Genomic DNA, 25978 nt, shown 5'->3' with positions numbered 1-25978 from the left:
TGACCGCTTCGCTATTACTCCGGATCATACCCCAAGTTAGGTGACAGCCATCTTTCAGCTTCTTCAAGCGTCATATTGGTTCGTTTAGCGTAGTCTTCTACTTGATCGCGTTGTACCGCTGCTACTGCATAGTACTTAGCTTCTGGATGTGAGAAGTACCAACCTGAAACAGCAGCACCTGGCCACATGGCGTACGAGCTAGTTAGCTGCATGCCAATGCGTTTTTCGGTATCGAGCAACTGCCAAATTTTCTTTTTCTCGGTGTGCTCTGGGCACGCGGGGTAACCTGGCGCTGGGCGAATACCTTGGTAGTTTTCGCGTATTAGCTCATCGTTTGCTAGGTTTTCGTCTGGTGCAAAACCCCAATACTCTTTACGTACTTTTTCGTGCAGGTATTCTGCAAACGCTTCGGCAAGCCTGTCGGCAACCGCTTTAATCATTATTTTGTTGTAGTCATCTTGCTGTGCGTCAAACGCATTTGCTAAGTCGTCTTCTTCTAAACCGCCCGTTACTGCAAACGCGCCAAAATAGTCTGGTGTGCCTTTGGGTGCTATGTAGTCGGCTAGGCAGTAGTTAGCAAAGTCGGTTTTTTCGGTTTGCTGACGTAAATGGCACGAGGTAGTTAACAGCTCTTTGCGTGTTTCGTCGGTGTATATTTCTATGTCGTCCCCAACGCGGTTAGCAGGGAATAAACCTATTACGCCAAGTGGTTGCAAACTGCCTGCTTTTTCAAGGTCGTCTAACATGTCGTTAGCGTCTTTAAATAAGCTTTGCGCTTGCTCGCCTACTACTTCATCGTCCATTATGCGCGGGTATTTACCGGCGATTGACCACGTCATAAAGTATGGCGTCCAATCTATGTATTTACGTAAAGTGGCAATTGATACGTTTTTAAACTCGATCACGCCGAGCTTTTTAGGCACCGGTGGCGTGTAGTTATCCCAATCGAGTTGTGCTGCGTTATCGCGTGCGCGCTGGATTGTAACAGGCTTAGAGCGAGGTTTTTTACGCGCTTGTTGCTCGCGTACTTTTACATATTCAGCTTGGGTTTTTTCTAAAAAACCAGGCTTATGCTCTTTTGATAATAAATTAGATACTACACCTACCGCACGGCTGGCATTACTTACATAAACTACGCCTTTGTCATATTGCGGCTCAATTTTTACTGCGGTGTGCGCTTTAGAAGTAGTTGCGCCACCAATTAGTAGCGGAAGTTCAAAACCACGGCGTTTCATTTCTTTTGCTACGTGTACCATTTCGTCAAGCGATGGGGTAATTAAGCCCGATAATCCAATAATATCGGCTTTTTCGTCGATGGCGGTTTGCAATATTTTATCAGCCGGTACCATTACACCTAAGTCGATTACTTCATAGTTATTACATTGCAGTACAACACCCACAATATTTTTACCTATGTCGTGTACGTCACCTTTTACGGTCGCCATCACTATTTTACCGTTAGTTGAGCCTTCTTCTTTTTCAAGCTCAATGTATGGGTCTAGGTAGGCTACGGCTCGCTTCATTACGCGCGCCGATTTAACAACTTGTGGTAAAAACATTTTACCTGCGCCAAATAAGTCGCCTACCACGTTCATGCCGTCCATTAACGGCCCTTCAATTACGTGAATAGGTTTAGCTGCTGCGGCGCGGCATTCTTCGGTATCTTCATCTATAAAGGTAGTAATACCTTTAACAAGCGCGTGCTCAAGGCGTTTTGCAACAGGCCATGTGCGCCACTCTAAATCTTCTACTCGCTCGGCTTGCGCCATACCCGAGTATTTTGGTGCAAGCTCTACTAAACGCTCGCCTGCGCCTGAGTCGGTGTTAAGTATTACGTCGGTAACGGCTTTACGTAGTTCTTCTGGTATATCATCGTAAACGGCTAGTTGCCCCGCATTTACAATACCCATATCCATACCAGCTTGAATAGCGTGATATAAAAACACCGAGTGAATAGCTTCACGTACGGGGTTATTACCCCTAAACGAAAACGATACATTTGATACACCGCCCGACACTTTACAGTGCGGCAAATTTTGTTTAATGCGGCGTGTGCCTTCAATAAATTCTACGGCGTAGTTATCGTGCTCTTCAATACCGGTGGCTACGGCAAATATATTAGGGTCGAATATAATATCTTCTGGCGCAAAGCCAATATCTTCTACCAATATTTTATAACTGCGCGCACATATTGCGAACTTACGGTCTGCCGTGTCGGCTTGCCCGTCGGTATCAAACGCCATTACAACAGCGGCTGCACCAAAGCGCTTTATTATTTTAGCTTGGCGAATAAATGGCTCTTCGCCCTCTTTTAGCGATATTGAGTTAACAATTGCCTTGCCTTGAATACACTTTAAGCCTGCTTCTATTACTTCCCATTTTGAGGAGTCGACCATAATTGGTACGCGAGAAATATCAGGCTCTGAGGCTATTAAGTTTAAAAACTTAACCATGGCGGCTTTTGAATCCAACATGGCTTCGTCCATGTTTATATCAATAACCTGTGCGCCGTTTTCTACTTGTTCGCGTGCCACTGTTAGCGCGGCTTCAAAGTCTTCTTCCATGATTAAACGTTTAAACATGGCAGAACCCGTTACATTGGTACGTTCGCCGACATTAGTAAATACTGCTATTTGTTGGGTCATGCTGGCTCCTTAATTTAAGTTACAGGCTTCAAGGCCTGATAAACGCATGCGTACTTCAAGCTCTGGTAGTTGGCGTGGTTTAACGCCCGCTAAACCTTTTGCAAAAGCGCGAATATGCGCAGGCGTGGTGCCACAGCATCCGCCTACTATATTAATAAAGCCCGATTTACCCCAATCGATAATTTCGGTTGCCATATCGCCCGCTTCTAAGTCGTATTCACCAAACTCATTTGGTAAGCCTGCATTAGGGTGTACCGATGTAAAGGTTTCGCACACGCGCGATAACTCTTCTACATACTGGCGCAGTAAATCAGGACCAAGCGCACAGTTTAGACCAATTGAAATAGGCTTAATATGGCGAATAGAATTATAAAATGCTTCGGTTGTTTGCCCCGAAAGCGTACGACCAGAGGCGTCGGTAATAGTACCCGAGATCATAACTGGTAATGTGCGCCCTGCTTGCTCAAAGGCTTCTTCTACGCCAAACGAGGCCGCTTTTGCGTTAAGGGTGTCGAATATAGTTTCGATTAATATTAAATCGGCGCCGCCTTCCATTAATGCAAGTGTTGATTCAATATACGCAGTAACCAGCTTATCAAAGGTGACATTTCGGTAACCCGGATCGTTTACGTCTGGCGAAATTGAACAGGTTTTAGAGGTTGGCCCTAAAACACCCGCTACATAGCGTGGTTTTTCTGGCGTTTTAGCCGTAAATTCATCACAAATGGCGCGTGCTAATTTGGCCGACTCTAGATTTATTTCACGACTTAGGCTTGCCATGTCGTAATCTTCCATCGAAATAGTGGTCGAGTTAAACGTATTGGTTTCGATAATATCGGCGCCCGCTGATAAAAAACCACGATGAATATCAGTGATTAAATCGGGCTTGGTTAGGCTTAATAAATCGTTATTGCCTTTAATTAATACATGCCAGTCTTTAAAACGCTCTCCGCGATAGTCTTCTTCTTCTAGCTTATGATCTTGGATCATGGTGCCCATAGCGCCATCTAAAATTAAAATGCGTTCTTTTAATGCGGCGCTTATTTCGGCTTGCTTATTATTTGTAGGAGCGTTATTCGGCATAGTTGTTAGTCCTCACGTCTTGGCTAACTAAATTAATATCATACGGTGTGGTTTGGTACACGTAGTAATTTAACCAGTTCGAAAAAAGTAAAAAAGCATGGCTTTGCCACGTTTTTGAAGGTTGTTTGGTTGCATCGTCATCCGGAAAATAATTTTCGGGTTTTGGTGCATTAGGGCTCTTTTTACAATCGCGCTCGTATTCTGCTTTTAGCGAGTCGGCGTCGTACTCTGGGTGGCCGGTTATAAACACTTGGCTACCTGATTTATTTTTAAGTAAGTAAGCCCCTACTAGCTCAGAACCTGCCAGTACTACTAACTCATCACAGGCGTTTATTTTATTTATATCAATGTGGCCGTAGCGTGAGTGCGGTACTAAAAAGGTGTCGTCGAATCCGCGAGTCAGTGCGCCGTGATCAAAGTAACATTGGTGGGTAAATACGCCACACAGTTTGTCGTCTTTTAAATCGCGCTTTAAATTGTAACGGTGATATAACGCTGCATGTGCTGCCCAACACGAAAATAACGTAGAGGTAACGTGTTGCTCAGCCCAATCAATAATGACTTTTAGCTCATCCCAGTACGCTACATCGTCGTATTCTAAATGCGCAAGTGGCGCACCGGTTACAATTAACGCATCGTAATTGTTGTCTTTAACCTCAGAAAAATAACGATAAAAGGTATCAAGGTGCTCTTCTGAATTACTGCTACTGCGGTGAGTGTCGAGGCGCAGTAGCTCTACGTTAACTTGCAAAGGCGAGTTGGCAAGCAAGCGAATAAACTGAACTTCGGTTTCTACTTTATTAGGCATTAAGTTTAAAATAGCCAAACGCATTGGGCGTATTTCTTGCGTTTTTGCACGTGTTTTTGGCATTACAAATACGTTTTCTTGACGTAAACGTGCAATTGCCGGCAACTCGTCTTTTACTGTAATTGGCATACTTTACTCCTGCTCATAAAAACCGAAGCTTAATTATGAACTGAAAGTAAAAAATATCAACCTCTAGATGTATAGATGTCTAAATGAAATTTATTCATGATTTTATACTTTACTTACAAGCATGCTTTAGTGCTTTAAAACCCGCCATTCGTTGACTGTTTCACCTGTCAGCCACTACAATACAACATTGAAATTTTTATTATTATTTGAAGGCTTTCCTCCATGGTTTTACCTGATAAATTTATATTCTCGATGAGTCGAGTATCTAAGGTTGTGCCACCTAAGCGCACTATCTTAAAAGATATTTCGTTACACTTTTTTCCTGGCGCTAAAATTGGTGTGCTTGGTTTAAACGGTTCTGGTAAATCTACGTTACTACGTATTATGGCCGGTGTTGACCAAGATTTTGAAGGTGATGCACATCCTCAGCCTGGTACAAAAATTGGTTATTTACCGCAAGAGCCTGTTTTAGACGAAAGCAAAACAGTTCGTGAAATTGTTGAAGAAGCTGTTGGCGAAGTTAAACACGCACTTAAACGCCTTGACGAAGTGTATAACGAATACGCCATGGAAGACGCTGACTTTGACGCACTTGCAAAAGAGCAAGGCGAGCTTGAAGCTGTTATCCAGGCGCACGATGGTCATAACATTGATAACGTTTTAGAGCGTGCTGCTGATGCACTTCGTCTGCCAGAATGGGATGCTAAAATTGAGCACCTTTCAGGTGGTGAGCGTCGTCGTGTTGCTATATGTCGATTACTGCTTGAAAAACCAGACATGCTTATTCTCGATGAACCAACTAACCACTTGGATGCTGAGTCGGTTGCATGGTTAGAGCGCTTTTTACACGATTACGAAGGCACTGTTGTGGCGGTAACGCATGACCGTTACTTCCTTGATAATGTAGCTGGTTGGATATTAGAGCTCGACCGTGGTGAAGGTATTCCATGGGAAGGTAACTACTCTTCTTGGCTTGAACAAAAAGATGCGCGCTTACAGCAAGAACAAAAATCTGAAAAAGCACGTCAAAAATCAATTGCGCAAGAACTTGAATGGGTTCGTTCAAACCCTAAAGGTCGTCAAGCTAAGTCAAAAGCACGTATGGCTCAGTTTACTGAAATGCAGCAGTCTGATTACCAAAAACGTAACGAAACTAACGAGATGTTTATTCCACCTGGCCCGCGTTTAGGCGACCAAGTGCTTGAAGTAACTAACCTTCGTAAGAGTTTTGGCGATCGCGTTTTAATTGACGATTTAAGCTTTAGTATGCCAAAAGGTGCCATTGTGGGCATTATTGGTGCTAATGGCGCGGGTAAATCAACGCTGTTTAAAATGATCAGTGGTGAGCAAAAGCAAGACAGCGGTAGCATTACCGTTGGCGAAAGCGTACACCTTGCTACTGTTGATCAGTTCCGCGACGGTATGGACGAAAGCAAAACTGTTTTCCAAGAAATATCAGACGGTCAAGACGTACTAAAAATTGGTAACTTTGAGTTCCAAAGCCGTGCGTATGTAAGTCGCTTTAACTTTAAAGGTAACGATCAGCAAAAATTTGTTAAAGACCTATCAGGTGGTGAGCGTAACCGTTTACACCTTGCTAAGTTATTAAAAGCTGGCGGCAATGTGTTACTACTCGATGAGCCAACCAATGACTTGGACGTTGAAACACTACGTGCACTAGAGAACGCTATTTTAGAGTTCCCTGGTTGTGTAATGTGTATCTCGCATGACCGTTGGTTCCTTGACCGTATTGCTACGCACATTTTAGATTACCGCGACGAAGGTCAAATTAACTTCTTTGATGGTAACTATACTGAATACGAAGAGTGGCTTAAAAAGACACTAGGTGCAGCAGCAACTGAACCTAAACGTATTAAGTACAAAAAAATTGGTTAATATTTACTGGAGCTAATTTATTACAGTAATACTAAGCCCTGCATTTATGCGGGGCTTTTTTATGCCACCAGCATTACAGGAGCATATCCTGCTAGCATGTAGAGAATTACCCGCTATGCTTAATTTATTATAAAAACAGTAAGGCTAAATTAGGTTATGCAAAATCGTCGTCAGTTTTCTCGTGTTTTATTTTCAACCGATGCACAAGTGATTTTTAATGATCACCAATACCCATGTAAATTACTTGATGTATCTTTGCATGGCGCATTAATCACTAAATGTGATGCTTTTATTGGCAACCAAAATAGCCAAGCTGTTCTGCGTTTTTCGCTGCCTCAAAGCGAAATAGAAATAAAAATGGAGGTTGTGGTGTGCCATATAGAAGCGGATCATATTGGTTTAAAGTGCCACCATATTGATATAGACAGCATTACTTATTTAAAGCGTTTAATAGAGCTAAACTTAGCTGATGACGAACTATTACATCGCGAACTCGCTATGTTGATTCACGACACGCAAGAATAGACTCATTTGGATTAGTTGATTACCATAGTGCAAACTTTTTAACTTGTGCAAACATGACTTTAAATCCACATTTACCTTTGGTGTATCACCCTAACTACTCGTTTAATTTCGATCCAAAGCATCGTTTTGCAATGAGTAAGTTTGCACATTTATATCAGCATGTAGCAAAGCTGGGCTTGATTGGCGATAACCTGGTTGAGCCAATATTAGGCACGCCAGAGCCTCTTGAGCTAATACACTGCGAAAATTACATACACGATTTGTGGAATAACCGCTTAGATGAAAAAGCAATGCGTCGCATTGGCCTACCTTGGTCAAAAGAGCTTATGGCACGAACATTCACAGCCCCTCAAGGGACGTTACAAACAGCCCGCTTAGCACTCAAACACGGTATAGCGTGCCACTTAGCCGGTGGTACACACCATGCGCATACCGATTTTGGCTCAGGCTACTGCATGGTTAATGATTTAGCCTTTACCACGCAAACTTTAATTGAATCGGGTGAAGTAACTAACGTACTTATTTTTGATTTAGACGTGCACCAAGGTGATGGCACAGCTGCAATGTTAGAGCATCAAGCATACGCTTATACTTGTTCTATCCATTGTGAAAAAAACTTCCCCTTTAGAAAATCCGCTAGCGATCTAGATGTTGGCTTAGCCGATAACATGAAAGACGACGAATACCTTGCCGTAGTTGACGACACCTTGAGTTATTTACTTAAAGAGCTAAACCCAAGCTTGGTACTTTACGATGCTGGCGTTGATATTTGGCAAGGCGATGGCTTGGGTAAATTAGATATCAGCTGGGATGGCATAGTTAAGCGCGACCATTTAGTGCTAAAACGCTGCCTTGAACACAACACACCCGTTGCTACAGTAATAGGTGGTGGCTATGATAAAGACCATCTTCGCCTCGCTAAACGCCATGCTATTGTTGTTGAGCAAGCCGCTCGCTTTTAGTTTGAAATAAAAATGTTAAATTCCCGTTCTTATTCAATATGTAAAATAAGAACGAACATATTATGAAGCAACTATTTATTGCCATCGCACTAATTTTTATAAGCTTTACAAGCTACTCTCAAGAAGAAAGCACGCAAGAAATATACCCTAAGCTGCCTACATTAAATTTACAAATGGCTGATGGATCTGCACTCAATACTCAAGATTTATTAGGTCAACCTTACGTTTTACACTTTTGGGCAACGTGGTGTCCGTACTGTAAAAAGCTGCAGCCAGCACTTCAAAAAATTGATGATATGGGCTTACAAGTTATTGCCGTGAGCTTTAAAGAAGATGACGATGCTACTCCCGCTAAAGCACTTAGCGAAAGAGGTTATACTTTTAAAACAGCCGTAAAAGCCGATGCAATAGCACAGCAATTAGGTATACGAGGCACACCTACTACATTGTTTGTAAATAAAGAAGGCAATGTAATTTGGCTGACTAATACGTCAAATCCAGAGGACGCAAACCTACATTTAAAGGCACGAACATTGTTGCACTCCATCGACATGGCAACTGAGTAACTTATTGCGCTTTTAACTGATTAGGTGTTAAGCCTGTCCAGCGCTTAAAGGCGCGCCGAAAGTTAGGTATATCGTAAAAAGCTAAATGCTCAGCGACTTGTTCGTTATGTTTAGCGCACAGAGTAAGTAGGTAAATAGCTTTGTGCTTATTTTGCTCATCTATTAACGCTGAAAAGCGTACCCCATTGAGTTTGAGTCTGCGCTTAAATGTAGCTGAGCTCATAGCAAAGTGCTTTGCGGTACACTCTAAATTAGCACTTGGGTGAGAGTATAAGTATCTGCAGACGGCTTCAATAAAAGTCATGCTAACTACGCTTTTATTATGTAGCTGCGACTGCGCTTGCATAAATCGTAATTGACTCGCATGCGGGTTTTTAGCCCTTAACATGGTTTTATTTAATACCCAGCGAGTACATGGCTTATCAAAACTTACCTTTAGCCCTAAATTTTGTTCATACTCTTGAATATGCCGAGGGCGTTTAAAAGCAAAGTCGAACTGACAATGCGGGTAACTTTCGCTCACTCGTTTAAGTAAACTATAAAATGCAGTGCTGTATATCTCTAGCACATAGTGGTAAAGGCTTTCATCAAGTCCATGTGCTGGCTGAATATAAATATAAACATTATCGTTTTTAATATACGTTTGGCTAAACAGCAAAGGCGCTAATTGCATTCTTAAAAGTGATAATTGCTTTAATACTTGAGCTAAATTATCGCTATATATTAATGCCTGAGCTTCGGCTCGAGTGTCGTTAATAAGTTGGCTACCGAGTAAAAAACCACTGTCGGTACTTTTCATCAACAACTTAAATTGAGCTAATAAACGCACCTGCTGAGACACACTAAATGTATGCTGAAAATTAAGTAAGTCTTGTTCAAAAATACCGGTACCGCGTAGCAGCTTATGTAAATTTATGTTTCGGCTTTGAGCAAGCTCTACAGCTGACGTAATAAGTCCTTGAGCGCTTAAATATTTGTCGTCTTGGCTAACAAACATGTGCACGGAGCGCTACTTTTTGTTGATGCTTTTTTTGTTGTAATTGACTATGAAGTTGGCTTGTTAGTTTACCTGTACTGCTATGCTTATTACCTTGTATTAAGGCGGTAGTGACATATTGAAACTTTGCTTTTTTAGATGCTTCAACTTTAAATGCACAATGCTTTAGAGCTCCTTTAATTTGTGCCATCAACTCTTTAGCTTGCTGCTCTGTGGTGGCTGGCATCAATACCATAAAGCAATCTCCTGCGTAGCGGCACACTACATCACTTAGTCGGCAATTCATTAACAATAGCTCGCTAATTTCACGCAGTAACCGGTCGCCCTCACTAAAGCCAAACTCACTATTAAAATGCGAAAAATCACGAATATCAATAGCCCCAAGCCAGAGTGGTTGTTTGCTCGTAAGTTGCTCTTTAATTGCTGAATCTAGGTACTGCGCCTTATAAAGACCTGTAACTGAACACACCTTATCGTGCTCACGTAAATGCGCTTCACGGCGGCGTAGCTGACGATTTAATACGTACTGCTCTTGATGCCAATAATACAAACCCACACTCGTTAACAACATGCCTAAAGGTGCTGGCAGAGATTCAATCCAACTGAGCCATTGATGCGCTGGATGCATTAGCCATTCATCAAGTAAATCTAGGGTTGCCGAGAACATAAATAGCCCAACACCTATTACTAAGTAAGTGGTTACTTTACTCGGTGGTCTTGAAATTAATAACGAGGCAATCCATACAAGAGTCATTAATACAATACCGCCCTCCCCCATAATATCGAGCCACTGAATACTGGCGTAAGTTTTTAATACACCTAAATAACTACTTAAAAACACAGCGCTAAAAAACATCGCAATAATAGCGTTTATTAATAATCGGTGGCTGATAAAGGGGTTAAATCGCATGTGCGGTATCTCGTTTATAAATGAGTTTTAAAGTTAGTTCATACAAGTTTTTGTTAGCAGGGTCATATTAGCTCAGCTATATGACAACGAGATGATACCTACTTTAAAAACAGCCCTGCACGGTACATAACACCTGACTTTACGAGGAGTGATAAAAGCTCAATACGCTCTAGATATTGCTCAAATACCTCTAAATACATGTATTTAACCTAAACCCTGTCACATTTACGTAATCAAATATCTTTAGCTTGCTCGCCATACCAAGAAACAACCCAGCAATATCCAAGAGCAAATACAATGAAACATTTTAAAATAAAAGTACTGGTAGCCGCATTAACCTTATGCAATTTAACGGCTTATGCAGAAGATGATGCAAAAGAAACTACAAAAAAAGATATCGAAGTTTCTGACAAAATTGTTGTATATGGTGAAATTGGTTACAGAAACCGTTCTGACGAACTCGCACCAACCTTAGAATATTCACAAGAATATTTTCAACGTTTTGAACCTTTAACCGCAGGCGATGCATTAAAACGAGTACCCAGTGTTACATTTTTATCGGATGTACTTGAATCGGATGGTGCACGTATGCGGGGGTTAAGCCCTGCTTATACAAAGGTGCTTATAAACGGTGAAGAAGTACCTGGCGCAGGTGCCGACCGTTCATTTTTTGTTGACCGCATTCCGGCAGAGTTAATTGAACGCGTTGAAATTATTCGCTCATCAAGTGCTAACCGCTCAGCCGATGCTATTGCGGGCACATTAAATATTGTATTGCGCGATGGTTACAGTTTAGATGGCGGTTACTTGCGTGCTGGTGGCTTGCTTTATGATGATGGTGAATTTAAAGAAAGCTTGGCTGCTGTGTACGGTACTGAATTTGCGGGTGGACGTTTATTACTTGGTGCAAATTTACAAGGCAGATATAACCCAAAACAAAAAAGCAGCCTGCGCTACAGTGATAGCCCAGAAAACAATATAAATTTTCAAACAGAAGAATTTGATAACCGCGAAGACCAATCTGACACTCGCGATGGCGACGACACGTCACTTAACTCCAGCTACGAAATTGTTTTTGACGACGATAGTCAGTTTAATATTAGCGCTATGTGGGTTGATACAGAGCGTACTGAGGATGAACGTTCATTTGAATACAACGACCCAACTGCAACCAATAACGATATTGTAAATGGCGGTAACTTAGAAACAGATAATGCGAATGTTAAATATATTGACCAAACTAATTACAACATCAATACCGCTTATGAATTTCCACTACTAAGCGGCACAAGTAAGTTTAAATTTGGCTTTGCTAGGTTTGAAGAGTCTGTTTATGAGGAAGAAGTCGAATTAGATACCTCAGAGCTGCCCATGATATTTGAAGAAGAGCAAACTAAAAGTGAAATAGATGATAAAGAATGGACTCTACAGTGGCAACACAGCCAACCTTGGGGTGACAGCAAAGAAATTCAGTTTGGTGCATTTTTACAAAATAAAAAACGCGACAGTGAAATTTTAGAATCGCAAAACGAATTAGAACTTGCACTTACCAGTTGGGATCAATACGCAGCAACACCTTTAACGCTTGCTGCATTTAATAGCGAGTACGAAGCGGTTACTGGTGGTGTAAATACTTTAGAAGAAGATCGCTTTGACTTATTTGCCCTTGTTAAGCACAAAGATGATTTATTTGCTTGGGAGCTGGGCGTTCGCTGGGAGTCTACCGATTCTGAAATTAATGATAAAACAATTGGCGTGACCGAAAATAATAGTTACGACTTTATCCTCCCCTCGGCACACTTTCGTTATAACGTTAGCGAAAATGGGCGTATAAGTGCATCGATTGCGCGTAGTTTACGCCGCCCTGAGTTTGATTTTTTAACGCCGGCACTTATCGAAAAAGAGCTTGGCGATAACGACCAACTAGGAAACCCTGAATTAAAACCAGAATCAGCTTGGAGTATGGACTTAGGCTACGAGTATCGCTTAGGAAAAAGTGGCGTTGTAGGTATTAATTTATTTTATCGCAAAGTAAATGACCTAATAGAAATAGCAAATACAGGACAAGAAGGCTCTGAGGGCGAAGGTACATTTGTACTGCAACCACGCAACACAGGCGATGGTAATGTTAAAGGCGTTGAGCTTGATTTATCTACTCCACTTGGCGCATTTAGCATGCCTAATACGGGGGTATTTTTAAACTACTCATGGCTTGATAGTGAAGTAACCGATTTTTTTGGAACTCGCAAATTTAACGACCAATCAGACTACGTTTATAACGTTGGGTTTATTCAAGACTTACCCAAACTCAAAGCTGCATTTGGCGTAACTTACCGCAAGCAAGGTGATGCCTATGGACGTATTGTAGGTGAAGAAATAACTACATCTTACAGTGCCGACTTTGAAGTGTTTTTAGAAAAACGTTGGGAAGATGTAACGCTACGCTTGGTGGGTTCAAACCTACTTGATGCAAGTAAAGACGAAACCTTTAATAAATTTGATACCGTTGAAGATCAGTTTAGTAGAAGCTTTGATGAGTACGAAATTGAATCTGAAGAAGCGGGTCCGGTTTATCAACTTATGCTGCGTTACGCGTTTTAAATAAGTTTATGAGGTAGTGCTAATTACTTTATTTAGCGCTACCAAACATGGGAGAACAATAATGATAAAAAAAACATTACTGCTAATAACACTTGGCTTATGCAGTATACAAAGCGTATTGGCAAACGTAACGTACACCGATGTATTATACGAGCAACAAAAAATTGCCAACTTGACGGTGCTGCCTAAGAGCTTAAATTTTACGGTTATTGGTGATTGGGGTCATAACGGGCACTTTTATCAAAAAGACGTAGCACACCAGTTAGAAATAGCGATGTTTCAAACGGATGGTGATTTTACTATTTCAACTGGCGATAACTTTTATCCCAATGGCGTGGGAAGTGTTAACGACCCGCTTTGGCAAAGTGCCTATGAAGATATTTACCATGGCCCACATACATTCGAGCCTTGGTATGTAGTACTGGGTAACCATGATTATTTAGGTAATGCGCAAGCACAACTTGATTACAGTAAAAAAAGTCAGCGCTGGAATTTACCTGCACGCTATTACAGCAAAACCTTTACTTTAAAAGGTGGCGAGCAGATATTAATGGTGTTTTTAGACACTAATACTTTAAATCCTGAATACAAAACACGCGAAAAATACAAAGCAACTCAAGGGCAAAACAGCCAAGCGCAATTAACATGGTTAAATAGCCAGCTCGAAAATAGCCAAGCACGATGGAAAATAGTGGTTGGTCATCACCCACTTTATAGCAGTGGAAAACGTTACGGACTTACTGAAGGTTTACGTAATTTACTCGAGCCCATATTTGAGCAAAATGGTGTGCAAGCATACATAGCAGGACACGAACATGACCTGCAACATAACCAAATAGATGGCAGTAAACTCGACCACTTTGTATCTGGTGGTGGTAGCGAAGCGCGTTACGTAAAACAACGTGAATTTACGCGTTTTGCAGAAGCTACTCCAGGATTTTTGAGCTTTTCGATTAACAATGAAGCACTAAAAGCAACGGCTATTAACTATAAAGGCAAAGTGCGTTACAGCACTCAAAAGCGCTTTGACCAATAAAGGGTTACAACATGAACTTTAAATTAAAAACATCTATTAGCTTAATTGTAAGTAGCTTAGTGCTTAGTACATTAAGTGCGTGTAGCAATAGTAACGTGACTACAAATACGGCAGTAAAAAACACACCCGATAAAGTAGTCATTAATAGTACTAAATTTGGTCCAACAGATAACATGCAAGGCTCACAAGCGGCATGGTTAAATAATAACAATTGGTTGCTAGCAAGCGAAAGCAAAGGCTTAGTGTTAGTTGAAAGTGAAACGCAACAAAGCAGCATTATAAAAAAAGGTAACTTTGAAGCACTTTCTGTCACTAAGCTAACAGCACACTCATTTTTGGTTGCAACTATTGATAACAATCAAGATAACGTTGTTATATTTAATCTTGAACACACTCAAAGTGGCTGGAATACAACTGAACTAACACGTATTAATCCACCACAAGCACAACCCGATACAGTGTGTTTATTTGCTAATAAAGCGAGTGAATCAATATCAGCATTTGTACCTGATGTACGCGGGCTAATTACTGAAACTATTGTTTTTGATACAGCGAATAATAAAGCGGTTAACGTAAATGTACGTGAATTTTCTGGCGTTAGTGAGGCGTCGGGTTGTGCTGTAAGTACAACAACAAATACCTTATATGTAAGTGAAAGCGAAGTAGGCATTTGGGCAATAAACGCGAACGCTGAATCGCAAGCAGATAAAAAACCGATTGCTTTAGTCGCCCCCTTTGGAGAGTTACACAGTGAACTAGGAGCTATTTCGGCTTCGCAAGATGGTATGCTTTGGTTTACTAGTACCAAAAACAATACTGTGTATGCTTATGATCCAATTGGCAAAGCGTTTAATAACTGGATGTTAAATGGTGACTTGAGCTTGGAATCGGTAGCGGTAAATTACACAAGTAACAACACGGCAACGGCAGTGCTGTATAACGACGAAACAGGCGCTTATATTAAAAGTACATTACCTGTAACACCTATCAAAAAATCATTAAAAACCAGCACCCAATCACTTACTCAAATAAAGGCAAGTGCACAAACTGCCCCCGTTCAAGCATTTGGTGATGCAGCAGACGATCCGGCAATTTGGGTTAACCCTAAAAATGCAGCAAACAGCTTAATTTTAGGCACCGATAAACGCCGTGGACTAATGGTATATAGCCTAAATGGCAAGCTTGAACAGTCACTTGAAGTTGGTCGTTTAAATAACGTGGACCTGCGACAAAATAGCACCATTAAAAACAGTACCAATACATTAATAACCGCCAGTAACCGAACACTTAACGGTATTAGTGTATTTACAGTACAAGCTAATAATAATGTGAAGTACATTACTGATATTCCTACCAATCTTGATGAAATTTATGGCTTATGTATGTACTCGTCAAATACGGGGAACTATGTATTTGTAAATGATAAATCGGGGCTGTATCAGCAATATAAAATCAGTGAGGATAACGAAAAAACAACAGGCAAACTTGTTCGCGAGTTTAACCTACCAAGCCAACCAGAAGGCTGTAGTGCAGATGATGAACTAGGACAATTATTTGTAGGCGAAGAAGATGCCGGTATTTGGTTTATAGGTGCAGAGCCAACGGCAGGAAGTACACCGGTTATGCTACAAGACATAAATGAGCAACTTGTTGATGATGTTGAAGGTATGGAAATTTACCACAGCGACAAAACACGTTATTTAGTTGTTTCGAGCCAAGGTGATAACAGCTACGTACTGTATAAAATAAAGAATGGTACTGCGGGCATTAAAACACCTAGCTTAGAGTTTGCAGGTAAGTTTAGTGTAATAAGTGATTTGGTTAATGGTATTGATGGCTCATCAGAAACCGACGGGTTAACAGTAACAGCTAAGTCCCTTCCGGGTTATCCTGAAGGTATTTTAGTTGTACAAGATGGTTATAACCGTATGCCGCAGCAGCCTCAAAACTTTAAAATAATAGATTGGCGAGAAGTAAAAAAAGCAATTAAGTAGTGCTTATTTAGTCGCTATTACTTTAATGTCACTTTGAGATTACCTTGAAACCATCTTGAAATTACCTTGAAATTGTATAAAAGGCTCATTTGAGCCTTTTATACAATCCTTTGCAGTTAAGTATTAAGTGTAATTAACTCAATGTAATATATATTTTTATACTACAATTTAAGCTCATAAATTAATTGAGATTGTAATGCGCCTACTACTTACTTTATTACTAATTACTTTAAGTGGCTTTGCCGCAGCTGAAGAAGAAAAAGCAGAACTTCCACCGGTAGACCCCGCTTACAATGCTGAGCATCCTATGGCTTTGGTTAATCAAGGCTCATCTATTATTGCAATGAATTTACCCACCTATAATTTACCCAATGATGTGCAAGTTGTTTATAAAATAGGAAACCCCGATGTTCCATTTTTAGGCTTTGTTAGAAATGCCGAGTTAATCACCGTAAAGCCACAAGCGTTTAATATTCAGTATTTAATGCGTGGTGAAGAAATTACGATTATTGCCGATATTTACGAGGGTGATTATCAACAAGGTGGTAGTTTAATTTATTCAAAAAAAGAGTTGGTCTTGAGTAAGCAGCTGTATGCCAGAGAACTAAAAGATTTGAGTGAATCATCGCAATGGCAAGACTACGACATGATTACACTAAGCGGTACTGAGCGTATTTATATTCATAAAATTCAAAAAGCGCCGAGCTATAACCATCTTATTTTTGTCGATTTAGTTAATGCGTGTATGCAAAAGCTTCGTACCTCAAAACGTGTCCCAGCTGAAAATGAGCTTACCTATAAGTTTATTAATTGCGGCACCCTTAAACCACTTTATTACAATGCTGATGATTTTAAGAAATAGTTAATGGTATCTAGTTACTTATATTCAGTGATTAGTTTGAGCCCTTGCTTCATTGCCTCAACTGATTGTCCTGCAAAGCCTAAGCGAACATAACTATATTGCTTAGGCATTAAACTTCTTACTGAATCAGCAAAGTAAAACTCAGATTCTGCTTGTAAATATAGGCTTTTACTTTGCATTGCTTGTTTTATATTGCTCGTATTTTTATTTAAGTTAACCCACATTGCCATGCCGCCATCTGGCTTTTTATACTCTATTGGTAAACCCTGTGATTGCAGCAGCGCCAACGTGTTGTCCATTGCTTCATAACGTTGTTTATAGTGTTTAGTCATGCGTTTTAAGTGGCGCTCAAATCCACCTTCTTGCATAAAGTGCGCAACGGCTAGCTGCATAACCACATCATTTTTATGATTCATTAACTGCTTCCATGCGGTTAACTGTGCTAATACTTCAGGAGCTGCACAAATGTAGCCAATTCTAGCGCCTGAGAACATGATTTTAGAAAATGTAGATAAGTAAATAATAATCCCAGCGGGATCGTCCCCAGCCATAGGCTGTAATGGCTGACAGCGATAATGAAACTCGTGATCGTAATCATCCTCTACAATCATTACGCCATACTCATAACATAATTGATAAATTTGCATGCGCCTTGTAGGCGAAAGCGTAACGGTAGTTGGGTATTGATGCAGCGGGGTTAAGTAGAGCATTTTTATTGGATATCGTTTAAGTTGCGCTTTTAAATCATCAACACATAAACCACATTCATCTTGTTTTATATCTATTAATTGCGCGCCACAAGCAGCAAAGGCTTTGCGTGCTGGCGGGTAACCTAAAGTTTCAACGGCTACGAAGTCATCTTTACTTATAAATGCCTTTGAAATTAAAAATAAAGCTTCTTGTGAGCCATTACATACAAGTAAGTCTGATGCTTTTAAATTTCTAGTTTTATGTAAGTAATCACTTATCTGAGCTTTTAGCTCACTCACTCCAGCTATATCGCCATAATGAAGTTTACTGGTATCTAAATGATTGAATACATGGCTCATAGAGCGTTTAAATTCTTTATAGGGAAAGCTATTTAAATCAGGAAGTCCACCTGCGAAATTATATACGTAGTCTTTTAAATTCATTGCTGGAACAGGCACGGCTAACTCTGTAGCAAATTTATAAGGTTTTGGTGTTAAAACTGGCGTGTGCTCACAGTTAACACTGCTTTGAATTGGCAGTGTTTGAGTGACGCTATACCCAGAGCGTTCATGGGACTCTAGCCATCCTTCGGCTACTAATAACTGCAATGCGTTCATTATTGTATGACGGTTTAACTTATACGTTTGCGCCATAACTCGAGCAGAACTTAGTTTTGTACCAGGTGCAATATCTCCCTTTACTATAGAACCGCGCAAAGCATCTGCAACTTGTAAGTACTTAGCTTTGTTTGAGTTATTAAATTCAATATTAAGCGGTTGCATGTTATTCCTTTAAAACTGGTATAGCTAAAAAGCCAATTCTGGTTGTTTTTACTAAACCAAATAAGCGTACATTTGTTGCTCGTAAATAGCAAAGCTTAGAGGCAACATGTTTACTCAACAGATACATAAAACAAATAAGGTCATTTTAGAGCCATTAAATTATGAGCATTTAAACGGCTTATATAAAGCTGGGCAACATCCAAAAATATGGGAATGGGTATTAAGCAACTATACAAAAACACCCGAACAGTTAAAGAAATGGTTTACTACAAGTGCACAATTTAATAAAAAAGAACAAATTGTATTTGCCATAATAGACATAGCCAGCAAAGAGGTTGTAGGCACTACACGACTATTTAGATTAGATACACATAACTTAAGTGCTGAAATTGGTCATACATTTATAAGCCATCACTGGCAGCAAACTTATATTAATACTCACACTAAATATTTACAGCTTAGCTATGCTTTTGACGCGTTGAATTTAGTGCGAATAACATTTAATACTCACGAACAAAATCAAAAATCTCGAAATGCAATTACTCGACTAGGCGCCCGATTTGAAGGTATAGCCCATAAAGATAGATTGCTAAGTGATGGAAGTTACAGAAGCACTGCAAAATTTAGCATTATTGACGAGCATTGGCAGAGTATTAAGTTGCAGTTAGAGGAGAAGCTTTAATGTACCCACCAATATATTTTCAAGAACATAATATTGAACGTTTGCAGGCATTAGTTGAGCAATTCCCTCTAGCGAGTATTTTAATGCCCTGCTCGCAAAGTGACTTAAATAAGATATGCCAAGTCCCTGTATTATATGAGCCCTCACGTAATGTATTTATTGCACACGTAGCAAGACATAACCCGCTAACGCAATGTGATAAACAGTCAGTGAAATTACTATTTAGTGGCGATAACTGTTATCTATCTCCCTCGTATAGTAATAATAAAACACTGCCGAGCTGGCTTTATTCATCAGTACAAGTAACTGCAAATGTGAATATTATTGAAAGCGATAATGAGAAAGACAAAATAATGCGGCAACTAACAACCTATTTTGAGCAACCCTTTAATCCAATGTGGGATATTACTGACGTGCCCAAAAGCAGTCGCCAAGCAATGTATCAACAATTAAGCTTTATAGAATTTACTCCCACTCATTGGAGTGGAAACTTTAAGCTAAGCCAAAATAAATCACCTGAGGTAAGAGCACGTATAAAACAAAGCCTAGAACTTGCCAATAAGCGCTCTATTGCACAGCTATTTTAGGCATAAAAAAAGGCTCTTTCGAGCCTTTGGATTAACTTTGGAATAGTTAAAAATTTTAAATTAGGTAAGCGTTAATAGCTGTGGAGCAACGCTATGATAATCAACAGCCATAGCAATACTTAACGCTGTAATATTAATAATTGAAAATGCGAACACTTTACGTGCCCAACTGCTCATATCAATATTACGACGATAACCACGTAGCGCCATTAGCAACCACCAAAAGCTGGTAATACAAGCAACAGCCATAAAAGCAGCACCTGTGTAGCCAGTAATTGGCAGTAACATCACAACTAAGGCATATACAGCAATATAAAGCACAATGTGGCGCTTTGCTTTGTCGATACCTTGCGCAACAGGTAATACTGGAATACCTGCAGCTTGGTAATCTTTAAAGCGAAAAATAGCGATGGCGTAAGAGTGCGGCATTTGCCATAAGCTAAACATAACTAGCAGTATTAATGCGCCCATATCGAACTGCCCTGTTACGGCGCAGTACCCTACTACTGGCGGTACAGCGCCAGAAAGGCTGCCTACAAAAGTGCCATATACTGAGTTGCGTTTCATGTAGAGGCTATAAACCCCTACATAAATTACGTAGCCAAAGGCTGCAAAAAATACCGCGGCTTGAGTGGTATAGGCGATAAGTAAACCAAAGCCAATAACGCCCAATAAAACACCGTGGCTAAGTGCAGCAAAGGCCGACATTTCGCCAGTTACTGTTACCCGCGTACGAGTACGTGCCATGGCTACATCAATGTCTCTATCTATAACATTGTTGATAGCACAACCTGATGCAACCACTAGCGACAAGCCAATTAATGTGGCAATCATTAACCATGGATCTATATCACCGCGCGAGGCAAGTAAAAACCCGCCCGCTACGCTGATTAAATTGCCCATAATAATACCCGGCTTTGTCACTGATAAATAACGACGAAACATCTTCAACTCCTAGTACATCATCATTGCGTTAGATTCATAAATGATCCAAACAGATAACCCAACAACCATTACGATGATCAGAGCACTGAATAGGAATGAGAAAGTACTTGCACGACCATCTTCGGTCGTAAAATTAAGGTGTAAAAAGTATTTTAAATGCACCCAAATTTGTACGATAGCTAAAGTAACGATACTCCAAAGCGTTGTTGCTTTTGAGAAGTCACCTTCCATAACCATATAAAACGGTATAGCAGTTAAAATTACCGATAGCACAAAGCCAATTAAGTAAGTTTTAACACTTCCATGAGATTCATCATGATGATCACTTTGCGCTTGTTTTAACGCATGCGTTTCGCTGTGGCTCATTACATTGCTCCCATCAAATAAACAACGGTAAATACACAAATCCAAACAATGTCTAAGAAGTGCCAAAATAGGCTTAAGCAGCTTAAACGCGTTACGGTAGCTTTACCTAAACCACGTTTAGCAACTTCTATCATCATTATGGTCATCCAAATTAGTCCAGCCGTTACATGTAATCCATGTAAGCCAACTAATGAGAAAAACGATGTTAAAAAGGCACTTTGTTGTGGGCCATTACCGTGCACAATTAGGTGATGAAATTCGTATACTTCCATACCAATAAACACAGCACCTAAACAAAACGTAACAAATAACCAAGTCAGTGTTAGTGCCTTTTTTTGCCCTTGAGCGGCAATCATGGCAAAGCCAAAGGTAATACTACTAATAAGTAGTGCAGCAGTTTCTACTGCTACAAAGTCGAGTTCAAAAATATCTTTACCCGATACACCACCCGCTGTGTTCATAAATAACACAGCGTAAGTGGCAAAAAACGAGGCAAACAATAGGCAATCGGTCATTAGGTATAACCAAAAACCGAATATGGTGTCACCCGATGTATCGTGATGATCATGCGCGTGGGCATGATCATCGTGCGATACTGATTCTAAATTTGCAGAAAGTGTACTCACGCTTTTAGCTCCTTAATGCCACTTGAATTATACGCAGCTTCAGTGCGTGCAATTTCATCAGGTTGAATATAGTAATCAACATCGCTGGTGTAACAACGTTTGATAAAGATGGCAATTGCGCCTACTAGCCCAACAACAGCTAACCACCAAATATGCCAAATCATTGCAAAACAGAATACTGTTAAGCTTGCTGCCATTAACACGCCAGCTGATGTGTTTTTAGGCATATGAATAGGGCTATAGTTTGCTTTATCTTGGTATGCTTGGCCTTTTTCTTTCATGTCGGTCCATGCATCAATATCATCGATGTGTGGAATTGTTGCAAAGTTATAAATTTGCGGAGGTGAACTTGTAGCCCACTCAAGTGTGTGGCCGTTCCACGGATCGCCTGTTGTATCGTCAAGCGCTTCACGGTCTCTAAAGCTCACATATAATTGAATTACTTGGCTAACAATACCAAACATAATAATTACAGCACCGCCTGCGGCAATGTATAACCAAATGTTCCAATCTGGGTTGTTAGTGTGGTTTAAACGACGTGTCATACCTAAGAAACCAAGTACGTACAACGGCATAAATGCAACGAAGAAACCGATAATCCAACACCAGAATGATGCTTTGCCCCATTTTTCGTTAAGTTTAAAGCCCATTGCTTTAGGGAACCAAAATACAAAACCAGCAAGGTAGCCAAATACAGCACCACCAATAATGGTGTTATGAAAATGTGCAATTAAGAATAAGCTGTTATGCAGTACGTAATCGGCACCAGGAATAGCAAGTAATACACCGGTCATACCGCCTACGGTAAAGGTAACCATAAAGCCAAGTGTCCAAAGTACCGGTACGCTAATACGTAAGCGACCTCGGTAAATGGTAAATAACCAGTTAAACAACTTAACCCCAGTTGGTACAGCAATAACCATGGTCATTACCCCAAAGAACGCGTTAACGTTAGCACTCGACCCCATCGTAAAGAAGTGATGTAACCAAACAATAAAGCCTAAAATTGAGATTGCACCGCTGGCGTAAACCATCGATTTGTAACCAAATAAACGTTTACCCGCAAAGGTAGAAATAATCTCAGAGAAAATACCAAACGCTGGTAATACTAATATGTATACCTCAGGATGACCCCATGCCCAAAACAGGTTAATGTACATCATGGCGTTACCGCCCAATTCATTGGTAAAGAAGTGGAAATCGAGATAACGGTCAAGCGTTAGCATTGCAAGTACAGCAGTTAAAATTGGGAATGATGCTGCAATTAAGATGTTTGCCCACGTACATGTCCATGTGAAAATTGGCATTTTCATTAGGGTCATACCTGGTGCACGCATTTTAAACACGGTTGCTAAAAAGTTTACTGCTGTTAGAAGTGTACCGAGCCCGGATATTTGCAAGGCCCAAATATAATAATCTACCCCCACCCCAGGGCTAAAGGTCAACTCCGAAAGCGGTGGATAGGCCACCCAACCTGTTTTAGCAAACTCACCAAACACTAGCGACATATTAATTAAAATGGCACCGCTGGCTGTAAACCAAAAGCTTAAGTTATTTAAAAATGGGAATGCAACATCGCGAGCACCAATTTGCAGTGGTAAAACAATGTTCATTAAACCAATCATAAATGGCATAGCCATAAATATGATCATAATTACGCCGTGGGCAGTAAATATTTGGTCGTAGTGTTCAGGTGGTAAATAACCGGGCGCACCACTGGTAGCAAGCGCTAACTGAGCACGCATCATAATGGCATCAGAAAAACCACGGAACAGCATTATTAGTGCTAAAAGAATATACATTACGCCTAAGCGTTTATGATCAACAGACGTGATCCAGTCGCGCCAAAGCACGCCCCATTTTTTATACTTTGTAATAAGCCCGGCAATAATAAGCCCAGCTATCGCAATAACCGACATCGTGAACACAAGAATTGGCTCATGAAACGGAATTGCGTCTATTGTTAGTTTACCTAATAACGACATTATTATTCCTCGCCCTGGCTGTGAGATGATGGCATTGAGTGTTCATCCATTGCTTGATGCTGCTTACTCATTTGCCCATGTTCGCCCATTGCATGTTGCTTTTTGTTCATATCGCCATGTGCCTGCATGTATTTCATAACGATGGTATGAAATAAGCCGTCATCAACTTTACCGTAATAAGCAACTGGGTTATTTTCGCTTGCTTTTGCAAGTTCAACATAATTTGCATGAGTAAGATTACTAGCGCTTGAATTCGCTTTTACATCACTCACCCACTTATCAAAACCAGCTTGAGTAGGTGTAGCAATGGCATTAAACTTCATACCAGTAAAGCCTGCACCACTGTAATTTGCCGAAAAGCCTTTAAATGTACCTGGCTCATTAGCAATTAAGTGAAGCTTGGTTTCCATACCGGCCATTGAGTATATTTGACTACCCAATTGCGGAATGAAAAACGAGTTCATTGTGCTCTCTGAAGTGATTTTGTATTCAACAGGTACATTAGCCGGAAACACTAATTCATTAACCGTAGCAATACCTTGCTCAGGATAAATAAATAGCCACTTCCAGTTTAATGAAACCACTTCAACAGTAAGATGCTTACCTTTACCTTCAATTGGTTTGTAAGGGTCTAGCTCTTGGGTAGACACCCAGGTAATAACACCTAAAATAATCACAATAACAATAGGGACAGCCCAAACTGCGGCTTCAATTTTATTTGAATGAGCCCATTTTGGAGCGTAAATTTCATGAGTTTGCGTGTCTCTATATTTCCATGCGAAATACAAAGTCATCACAATAACGGGAACGACTACAAGCAACATAAGCACGGTTGCGATGATGATTAAATTTTTCTCATCTATGCCTATCTGCCCTTTTGGATCGAGTATCCCGCCTTTACAGCCTGACAACGCCAGCACTGTACTAGCTAAAGCAATATTACAAAGGTTACGAATTAACAAGGGAGTATCCTACAAACCTAAAAGTTCTAATTTGCTGCTTTAAATAAAAAACAAAGCAACGATTTTTCGGTAAAAACCCAAGTTAACTGGAATTAAATTATAAAAAATAAGGGGGCTATTCAAAACCTAAAGCTCATGCCAATAATGACCTAGCAACAAACCCAGCTTTCTAAACGCATTTATATAACGTAATAAAAGTTAACTTGGGTGAGTGGTGGTTGGCTGAAATGTGTTTAAAAAACACTGAGCTACTTTGTTTTAGCTAACCTTAATTATTTACAGCAAGAACAAATAATTAAAACCAGCAACAAAATGCAGCCTTACAGACAACCTGTAAAGCTAGGTGGAGCACGACAACCGTGTGCAACTTGCACTGGCTGAAGAACTTTAGCCTCGCTAAAAGCAAAGGCTGCTTTACGGAGGATAATTCCAGCACGACGCGCTGGAAAAATATGGAACAATAGCCAGCAAAGGCCAATAAGTAACTGACTTGATATGATCGGATGAGCTAAAAATTGCACAATAGTAAGTAACAGCGGCTCTACAATAAACCCATCACTTAATAGCGCTTCAAGCTTGAAGGCATCCTCTAGTGCACCGCTTAGCAACATTACAGTATTAAACACTAATAAAGTTATAGCTACACACACGCCCTTGCCTGCTTTATTCAAGCGCTCACACGTCTGCGGCTCGCCAGAGGCAAGATCCGTATTTGTATGATGCAAAGAAAGTGTGTTCAAAAACATTAACCTACTAAAATGACTATAACAAAATTAGAGGAATACAGTTTGCAATGGAAAAATTTAAAAAACATTGCTGTTGTAAGCCCTAAAACCAGGTGCTAAATACAATCAAATCCAGCTAGCACATATTTACCTAGCGAAAATTGATCCGTATCAATCAAACTTTCAAAACTTACTGAAAGTTCGAACGTGAGTATAACAAAGAGAATTTTCTGTTCAACTAAAAATCAATTAATTTGGGTTAAGCTTTCGAAGCTATTTTGTTAATAAAACATAACAATATAAAAAACATTGAGTTGGCTTGAATTAAAAATGATTTAAAGCAGAGTATTTAATAAAACTATAGGTTTTTTGGAAGGAATAATAATTGTGTGGCACAAATAAAAACAGCTCAAATTCAGTCACCACCGAAATTGAGCCGCCTTTCACACTGACAACATCTTCACACACAATATAAAGATTTTTGGTTTACATTACGTGGCATTGAAAGGAAATAAAAACAACTCAAACTCGTTCTTTATGGAAGTGAATCCACCGGATTTGAGTTGCCTTTCACACTGACAACATCTTCACACACAATATAAAGATTCTTGGTC

At 40.2% G+C, this 25978-nt stretch carries 22 protein-coding genes; 10 read left to right on the top strand and 12 right to left on the bottom strand.

What is annotated here, in order from left to right:
- Positions 1 to 14: 14 nt before the first annotated feature.
- The 3 genes from metH to metA are packed head-to-tail and all read right to left on the bottom strand — an operon-like array spanning position 15 to position 4665.
- Complete coding sequence (metH, locus tag P20429_RS15420) at positions 15 to 2645, bottom strand: methionine synthase (RefSeq protein WP_007581209.1); 2631 nt, start codon at positions 2643 to 2645, stop codon at positions 15 to 17.
- A gap of 9 nt (positions 2646 to 2654) precedes the next feature.
- Positions 2655 to 3728, bottom strand: coding sequence for a homocysteine S-methyltransferase family protein (locus P20429_RS15425; RefSeq protein ID WP_007581206.1), 1074 nt, complete (start codon positions 3726 to 3728; stop codon positions 2655 to 2657).
- Positions 3718 to 4665 carry a homoserine O-succinyltransferase gene (metA, locus tag P20429_RS15430; protein WP_007581204.1) on the bottom strand — a complete coding sequence of 316 codons (948 nt, stop codon included), beginning with the start codon at positions 4663 to 4665 and terminating at the stop codon, positions 3718 to 3720. The genes P20429_RS15425 and metA overlap by 11 nt, the downstream gene beginning before the upstream one ends.
- 222 nt (positions 4666 to 4887) lie before the next feature.
- Here metA and ettA point away from each other — a divergent pair, with 222 nt between their 5' ends.
- From ettA to P20429_RS15450, 4 genes are all read left to right on the top strand, one after another.
- Complete coding sequence (gene ettA / locus P20429_RS15435; RefSeq protein WP_007581203.1) at positions 4888 to 6561, top strand: energy-dependent translational throttle protein EttA; 1674 nt, start codon at positions 4888 to 4890, stop codon at positions 6559 to 6561.
- A 156-nt stretch (positions 6562 to 6717) separates the two neighbouring features.
- Positions 6718 to 7086: a PilZ domain-containing protein gene (locus P20429_RS15440; RefSeq protein WP_007581201.1), complete on the top strand. Its 369-nt coding sequence runs from the start codon at positions 6718 to 6720 to the stop codon at positions 7084 to 7086.
- Positions 7087 to 7139: 53 nt separating this feature from the next.
- Positions 7140 to 8048: a histone deacetylase gene (locus P20429_RS15445; protein ID WP_007581199.1), complete on the top strand. Its 909-nt coding sequence runs from the start codon at positions 7140 to 7142 to the stop codon at positions 8046 to 8048.
- Between the two features lie 62 nt (positions 8049 to 8110).
- A complete protein-coding gene (locus P20429_RS15450; protein WP_007581197.1) occupies positions 8111 to 8614 on the top strand; it encodes a TlpA disulfide reductase family protein in 504 nt (167 codons plus the stop codon).
- A gap of 1 nt (position 8615) precedes the next feature.
- On the opposite strand, the gene P20429_RS15455 is transcribed toward P20429_RS15450, so the two are convergent.
- Together P20429_RS15455 and P20429_RS15460 are read right to left on the bottom strand one after the other, a co-directional pair.
- Positions 8616 to 9617, bottom strand: coding sequence for an AraC family transcriptional regulator (locus tag P20429_RS15455; RefSeq protein ID WP_081473423.1), 1002 nt, complete (start codon positions 9615 to 9617; stop codon positions 8616 to 8618).
- Positions 9601 to 10521, bottom strand: a complete 921-nt coding sequence (locus P20429_RS15460; protein WP_007581193.1) for a GGDEF domain-containing protein — start codon at positions 10519 to 10521, stop codon at positions 9601 to 9603. Before P20429_RS15460 ends, P20429_RS15455 begins: the two co-directional genes overlap by 17 nt.
- A gap of 297 nt (positions 10522 to 10818) precedes the next feature.
- On the opposite strand from P20429_RS15460, the gene P20429_RS15465 reads away from it, so the two are divergent.
- The 4 genes from P20429_RS15465 to P20429_RS15480 all read left to right on the top strand — a co-directional run bounded on the left by P20429_RS15465 (position 10819) and on the right by P20429_RS15480 (position 17014).
- Positions 10819 to 13122, top strand: a complete 2304-nt coding sequence (locus P20429_RS15465) for a TonB-dependent siderophore receptor (protein WP_007581190.1) — start codon at positions 10819 to 10821, stop codon at positions 13120 to 13122.
- Positions 13123 to 13183: 61 nt separating this feature from the next.
- The gene (locus P20429_RS15470) at positions 13184 to 14158 is read left to right on the top strand and encodes a metallophosphoesterase (RefSeq protein ID WP_007581188.1); all 975 of its coding nucleotides are present in this window, start codon (positions 13184 to 13186) and stop codon (positions 14156 to 14158) included.
- Between the two features lie 11 nt (positions 14159 to 14169).
- Positions 14170 to 16152, top strand: coding sequence for a phytase (locus tag P20429_RS15475; RefSeq protein ID WP_007581186.1), 1983 nt, complete (start codon positions 14170 to 14172; stop codon positions 16150 to 16152).
- A 196-nt stretch (positions 16153 to 16348) separates the two neighbouring features.
- Complete coding sequence (locus P20429_RS15480; RefSeq protein WP_007581183.1) at positions 16349 to 17014, top strand: hypothetical protein; 666 nt, start codon at positions 16349 to 16351, stop codon at positions 17012 to 17014.
- Between the two features lie 14 nt (positions 17015 to 17028).
- Here the strand turns inward: P20429_RS15480 and P20429_RS15485 are convergent, their stop codons facing one another.
- Complete coding sequence (locus P20429_RS15485; protein WP_007581181.1) at positions 17029 to 18486, bottom strand: PLP-dependent aminotransferase family protein; 1458 nt, start codon at positions 18484 to 18486, stop codon at positions 17029 to 17031.
- 106 nt (positions 18487 to 18592) lie between these two features.
- On the opposite strand from P20429_RS15485, the gene P20429_RS15490 reads away from it, so the two are divergent.
- Positions 18593 to 19168 (top strand): GNAT family N-acetyltransferase, encoded by a 576-nt coding sequence (locus tag P20429_RS15490; RefSeq protein WP_007581176.1) that lies wholly within the window; start codon positions 18593 to 18595, stop codon positions 19166 to 19168.
- Entirely contained in the window at positions 19168 to 19755 is a 588-nt protein-coding gene (locus P20429_RS15495) for an FMN-binding negative transcriptional regulator (RefSeq protein ID WP_007581174.1), read from the top strand. The genes P20429_RS15490 and P20429_RS15495 overlap by 1 nt, the downstream gene beginning before the upstream one ends.
- Before the next feature lie 60 nt (positions 19756 to 19815).
- Here P20429_RS15495 and cyoE read toward each other — a convergent pair whose 3' ends face one another.
- From cyoE to P20429_RS15525, 6 genes are all read right to left on the bottom strand, one after another.
- Positions 19816 to 20700, bottom strand: coding sequence for a heme o synthase (cyoE, locus tag P20429_RS15500; protein WP_007581172.1), 885 nt, complete (start codon positions 20698 to 20700; stop codon positions 19816 to 19818).
- Positions 20701 to 20709: 9 nt separating this feature from the next.
- The gene (gene cyoD, locus P20429_RS15505; RefSeq protein WP_007581170.1) at positions 20710 to 21066 is read right to left on the bottom strand and encodes a cytochrome o ubiquinol oxidase subunit IV; all 357 of its coding nucleotides are present in this window, start codon (positions 21064 to 21066) and stop codon (positions 20710 to 20712) included.
- A complete protein-coding gene (gene cyoC / locus P20429_RS15510) occupies positions 21066 to 21692 on the bottom strand; it encodes a cytochrome o ubiquinol oxidase subunit III (RefSeq protein ID WP_007581168.1) in 627 nt (208 codons plus the stop codon). Before cyoC ends, cyoD begins: the two co-directional genes overlap by 1 nt.
- Positions 21689 to 23677 carry a cytochrome o ubiquinol oxidase subunit I gene (gene cyoB / locus P20429_RS15515; RefSeq protein ID WP_007581166.1) on the bottom strand — a complete coding sequence of 663 codons (1989 nt, stop codon included), beginning with the start codon at positions 23675 to 23677 and terminating at the stop codon, positions 21689 to 21691. The genes cyoC and cyoB overlap by 4 nt, the downstream gene beginning before the upstream one ends.
- Before the next feature lie 2 nt (positions 23678 to 23679).
- Complete coding sequence (gene cyoA / locus P20429_RS15520; RefSeq protein ID WP_007581164.1) at positions 23680 to 24639, bottom strand: ubiquinol oxidase subunit II; 960 nt, start codon at positions 24637 to 24639, stop codon at positions 23680 to 23682.
- Positions 24640 to 24959: 320 nt separating this feature from the next.
- On the bottom strand, positions 24960 to 25379 hold the full coding sequence (locus P20429_RS15525; protein ID WP_007581161.1) for a hypothetical protein: 420 nt from the start codon (positions 25377 to 25379) through the stop codon (positions 24960 to 24962).
- Positions 25380 to 25978: the final 599 nt, after the last annotated feature.

Origin of the sequence: Pseudoalteromonas sp. BSi20429 (genome assembly GCF_000238895.1) — a bacterium.
In the GTDB taxonomy this organism is placed as follows: domain Bacteria; phylum Pseudomonadota; class Gammaproteobacteria; order Enterobacterales; family Alteromonadaceae; genus Pseudoalteromonas; species Pseudoalteromonas arctica.
This window is presented reverse-complemented; position numbering and strand designations above follow the sequence as displayed.

Coding starts and splice junctions, on each gene's coding strand:
- metH (WP_007581209.1), bottom strand. CDS start 2,645: ATGACCCAACAAATAGCAGTATTTACTAATGTCGGCGAACGTACCAAT.
- P20429_RS15425 (WP_007581206.1), bottom strand. CDS start 3,728: ATGCCGAATAACGCTCCTACAAATAATAAGCAAGCCGAAATAAGCGCC.
- metA (WP_007581204.1), bottom strand. CDS start 4,665: ATGCCAATTACAGTAAAAGACGAGTTGCCGGCAATTGCACGTTTACGT.
- ettA (WP_007581203.1), top strand. CDS start 4,888: ATGGTTTTACCTGATAAATTTATATTCTCGATGAGTCGAGTATCTAAG.
- P20429_RS15440 (WP_007581201.1), top strand. CDS start 6,718: ATGCAAAATCGTCGTCAGTTTTCTCGTGTTTTATTTTCAACCGATGCA.
- P20429_RS15445 (WP_007581199.1), top strand. CDS start 7,140: ATGACTTTAAATCCACATTTACCTTTGGTGTATCACCCTAACTACTCG.
- P20429_RS15450 (WP_007581197.1), top strand. CDS start 8,111: ATGAAGCAACTATTTATTGCCATCGCACTAATTTTTATAAGCTTTACA.
- P20429_RS15460 (WP_007581193.1), bottom strand. CDS start 10,521: ATGCGATTTAACCCCTTTATCAGCCACCGATTATTAATAAACGCTATT.
- P20429_RS15465 (WP_007581190.1), top strand. CDS start 10,819: ATGAAACATTTTAAAATAAAAGTACTGGTAGCCGCATTAACCTTATGC.
- P20429_RS15470 (WP_007581188.1), top strand. CDS start 13,184: ATGATAAAAAAAACATTACTGCTAATAACACTTGGCTTATGCAGTATA.
- P20429_RS15475 (WP_007581186.1), top strand. CDS start 14,170: ATGAACTTTAAATTAAAAACATCTATTAGCTTAATTGTAAGTAGCTTA.
- P20429_RS15480 (WP_007581183.1), top strand. CDS start 16,349: ATGCGCCTACTACTTACTTTATTACTAATTACTTTAAGTGGCTTTGCC.
- P20429_RS15485 (WP_007581181.1), bottom strand. CDS start 18,486: ATGCAACCGCTTAATATTGAATTTAATAACTCAAACAAAGCTAAGTAC.
- P20429_RS15490 (WP_007581176.1), top strand. CDS start 18,593: ATGTTTACTCAACAGATACATAAAACAAATAAGGTCATTTTAGAGCCA.
- P20429_RS15495 (WP_007581174.1), top strand. CDS start 19,168: ATGTACCCACCAATATATTTTCAAGAACATAATATTGAACGTTTGCAG.
- cyoE (WP_007581172.1), bottom strand. CDS start 20,700: ATGTTTCGTCGTTATTTATCAGTGACAAAGCCGGGTATTATTATGGGC.
- cyoD (WP_007581170.1), bottom strand. CDS start 21,066: ATGAGCCACAGCGAAACGCATGCGTTAAAACAAGCGCAAAGTGATCAT.
- cyoB (WP_007581166.1), bottom strand. CDS start 23,677: ATGTCGTTATTAGGTAAACTAACAATAGACGCAATTCCGTTTCATGAG.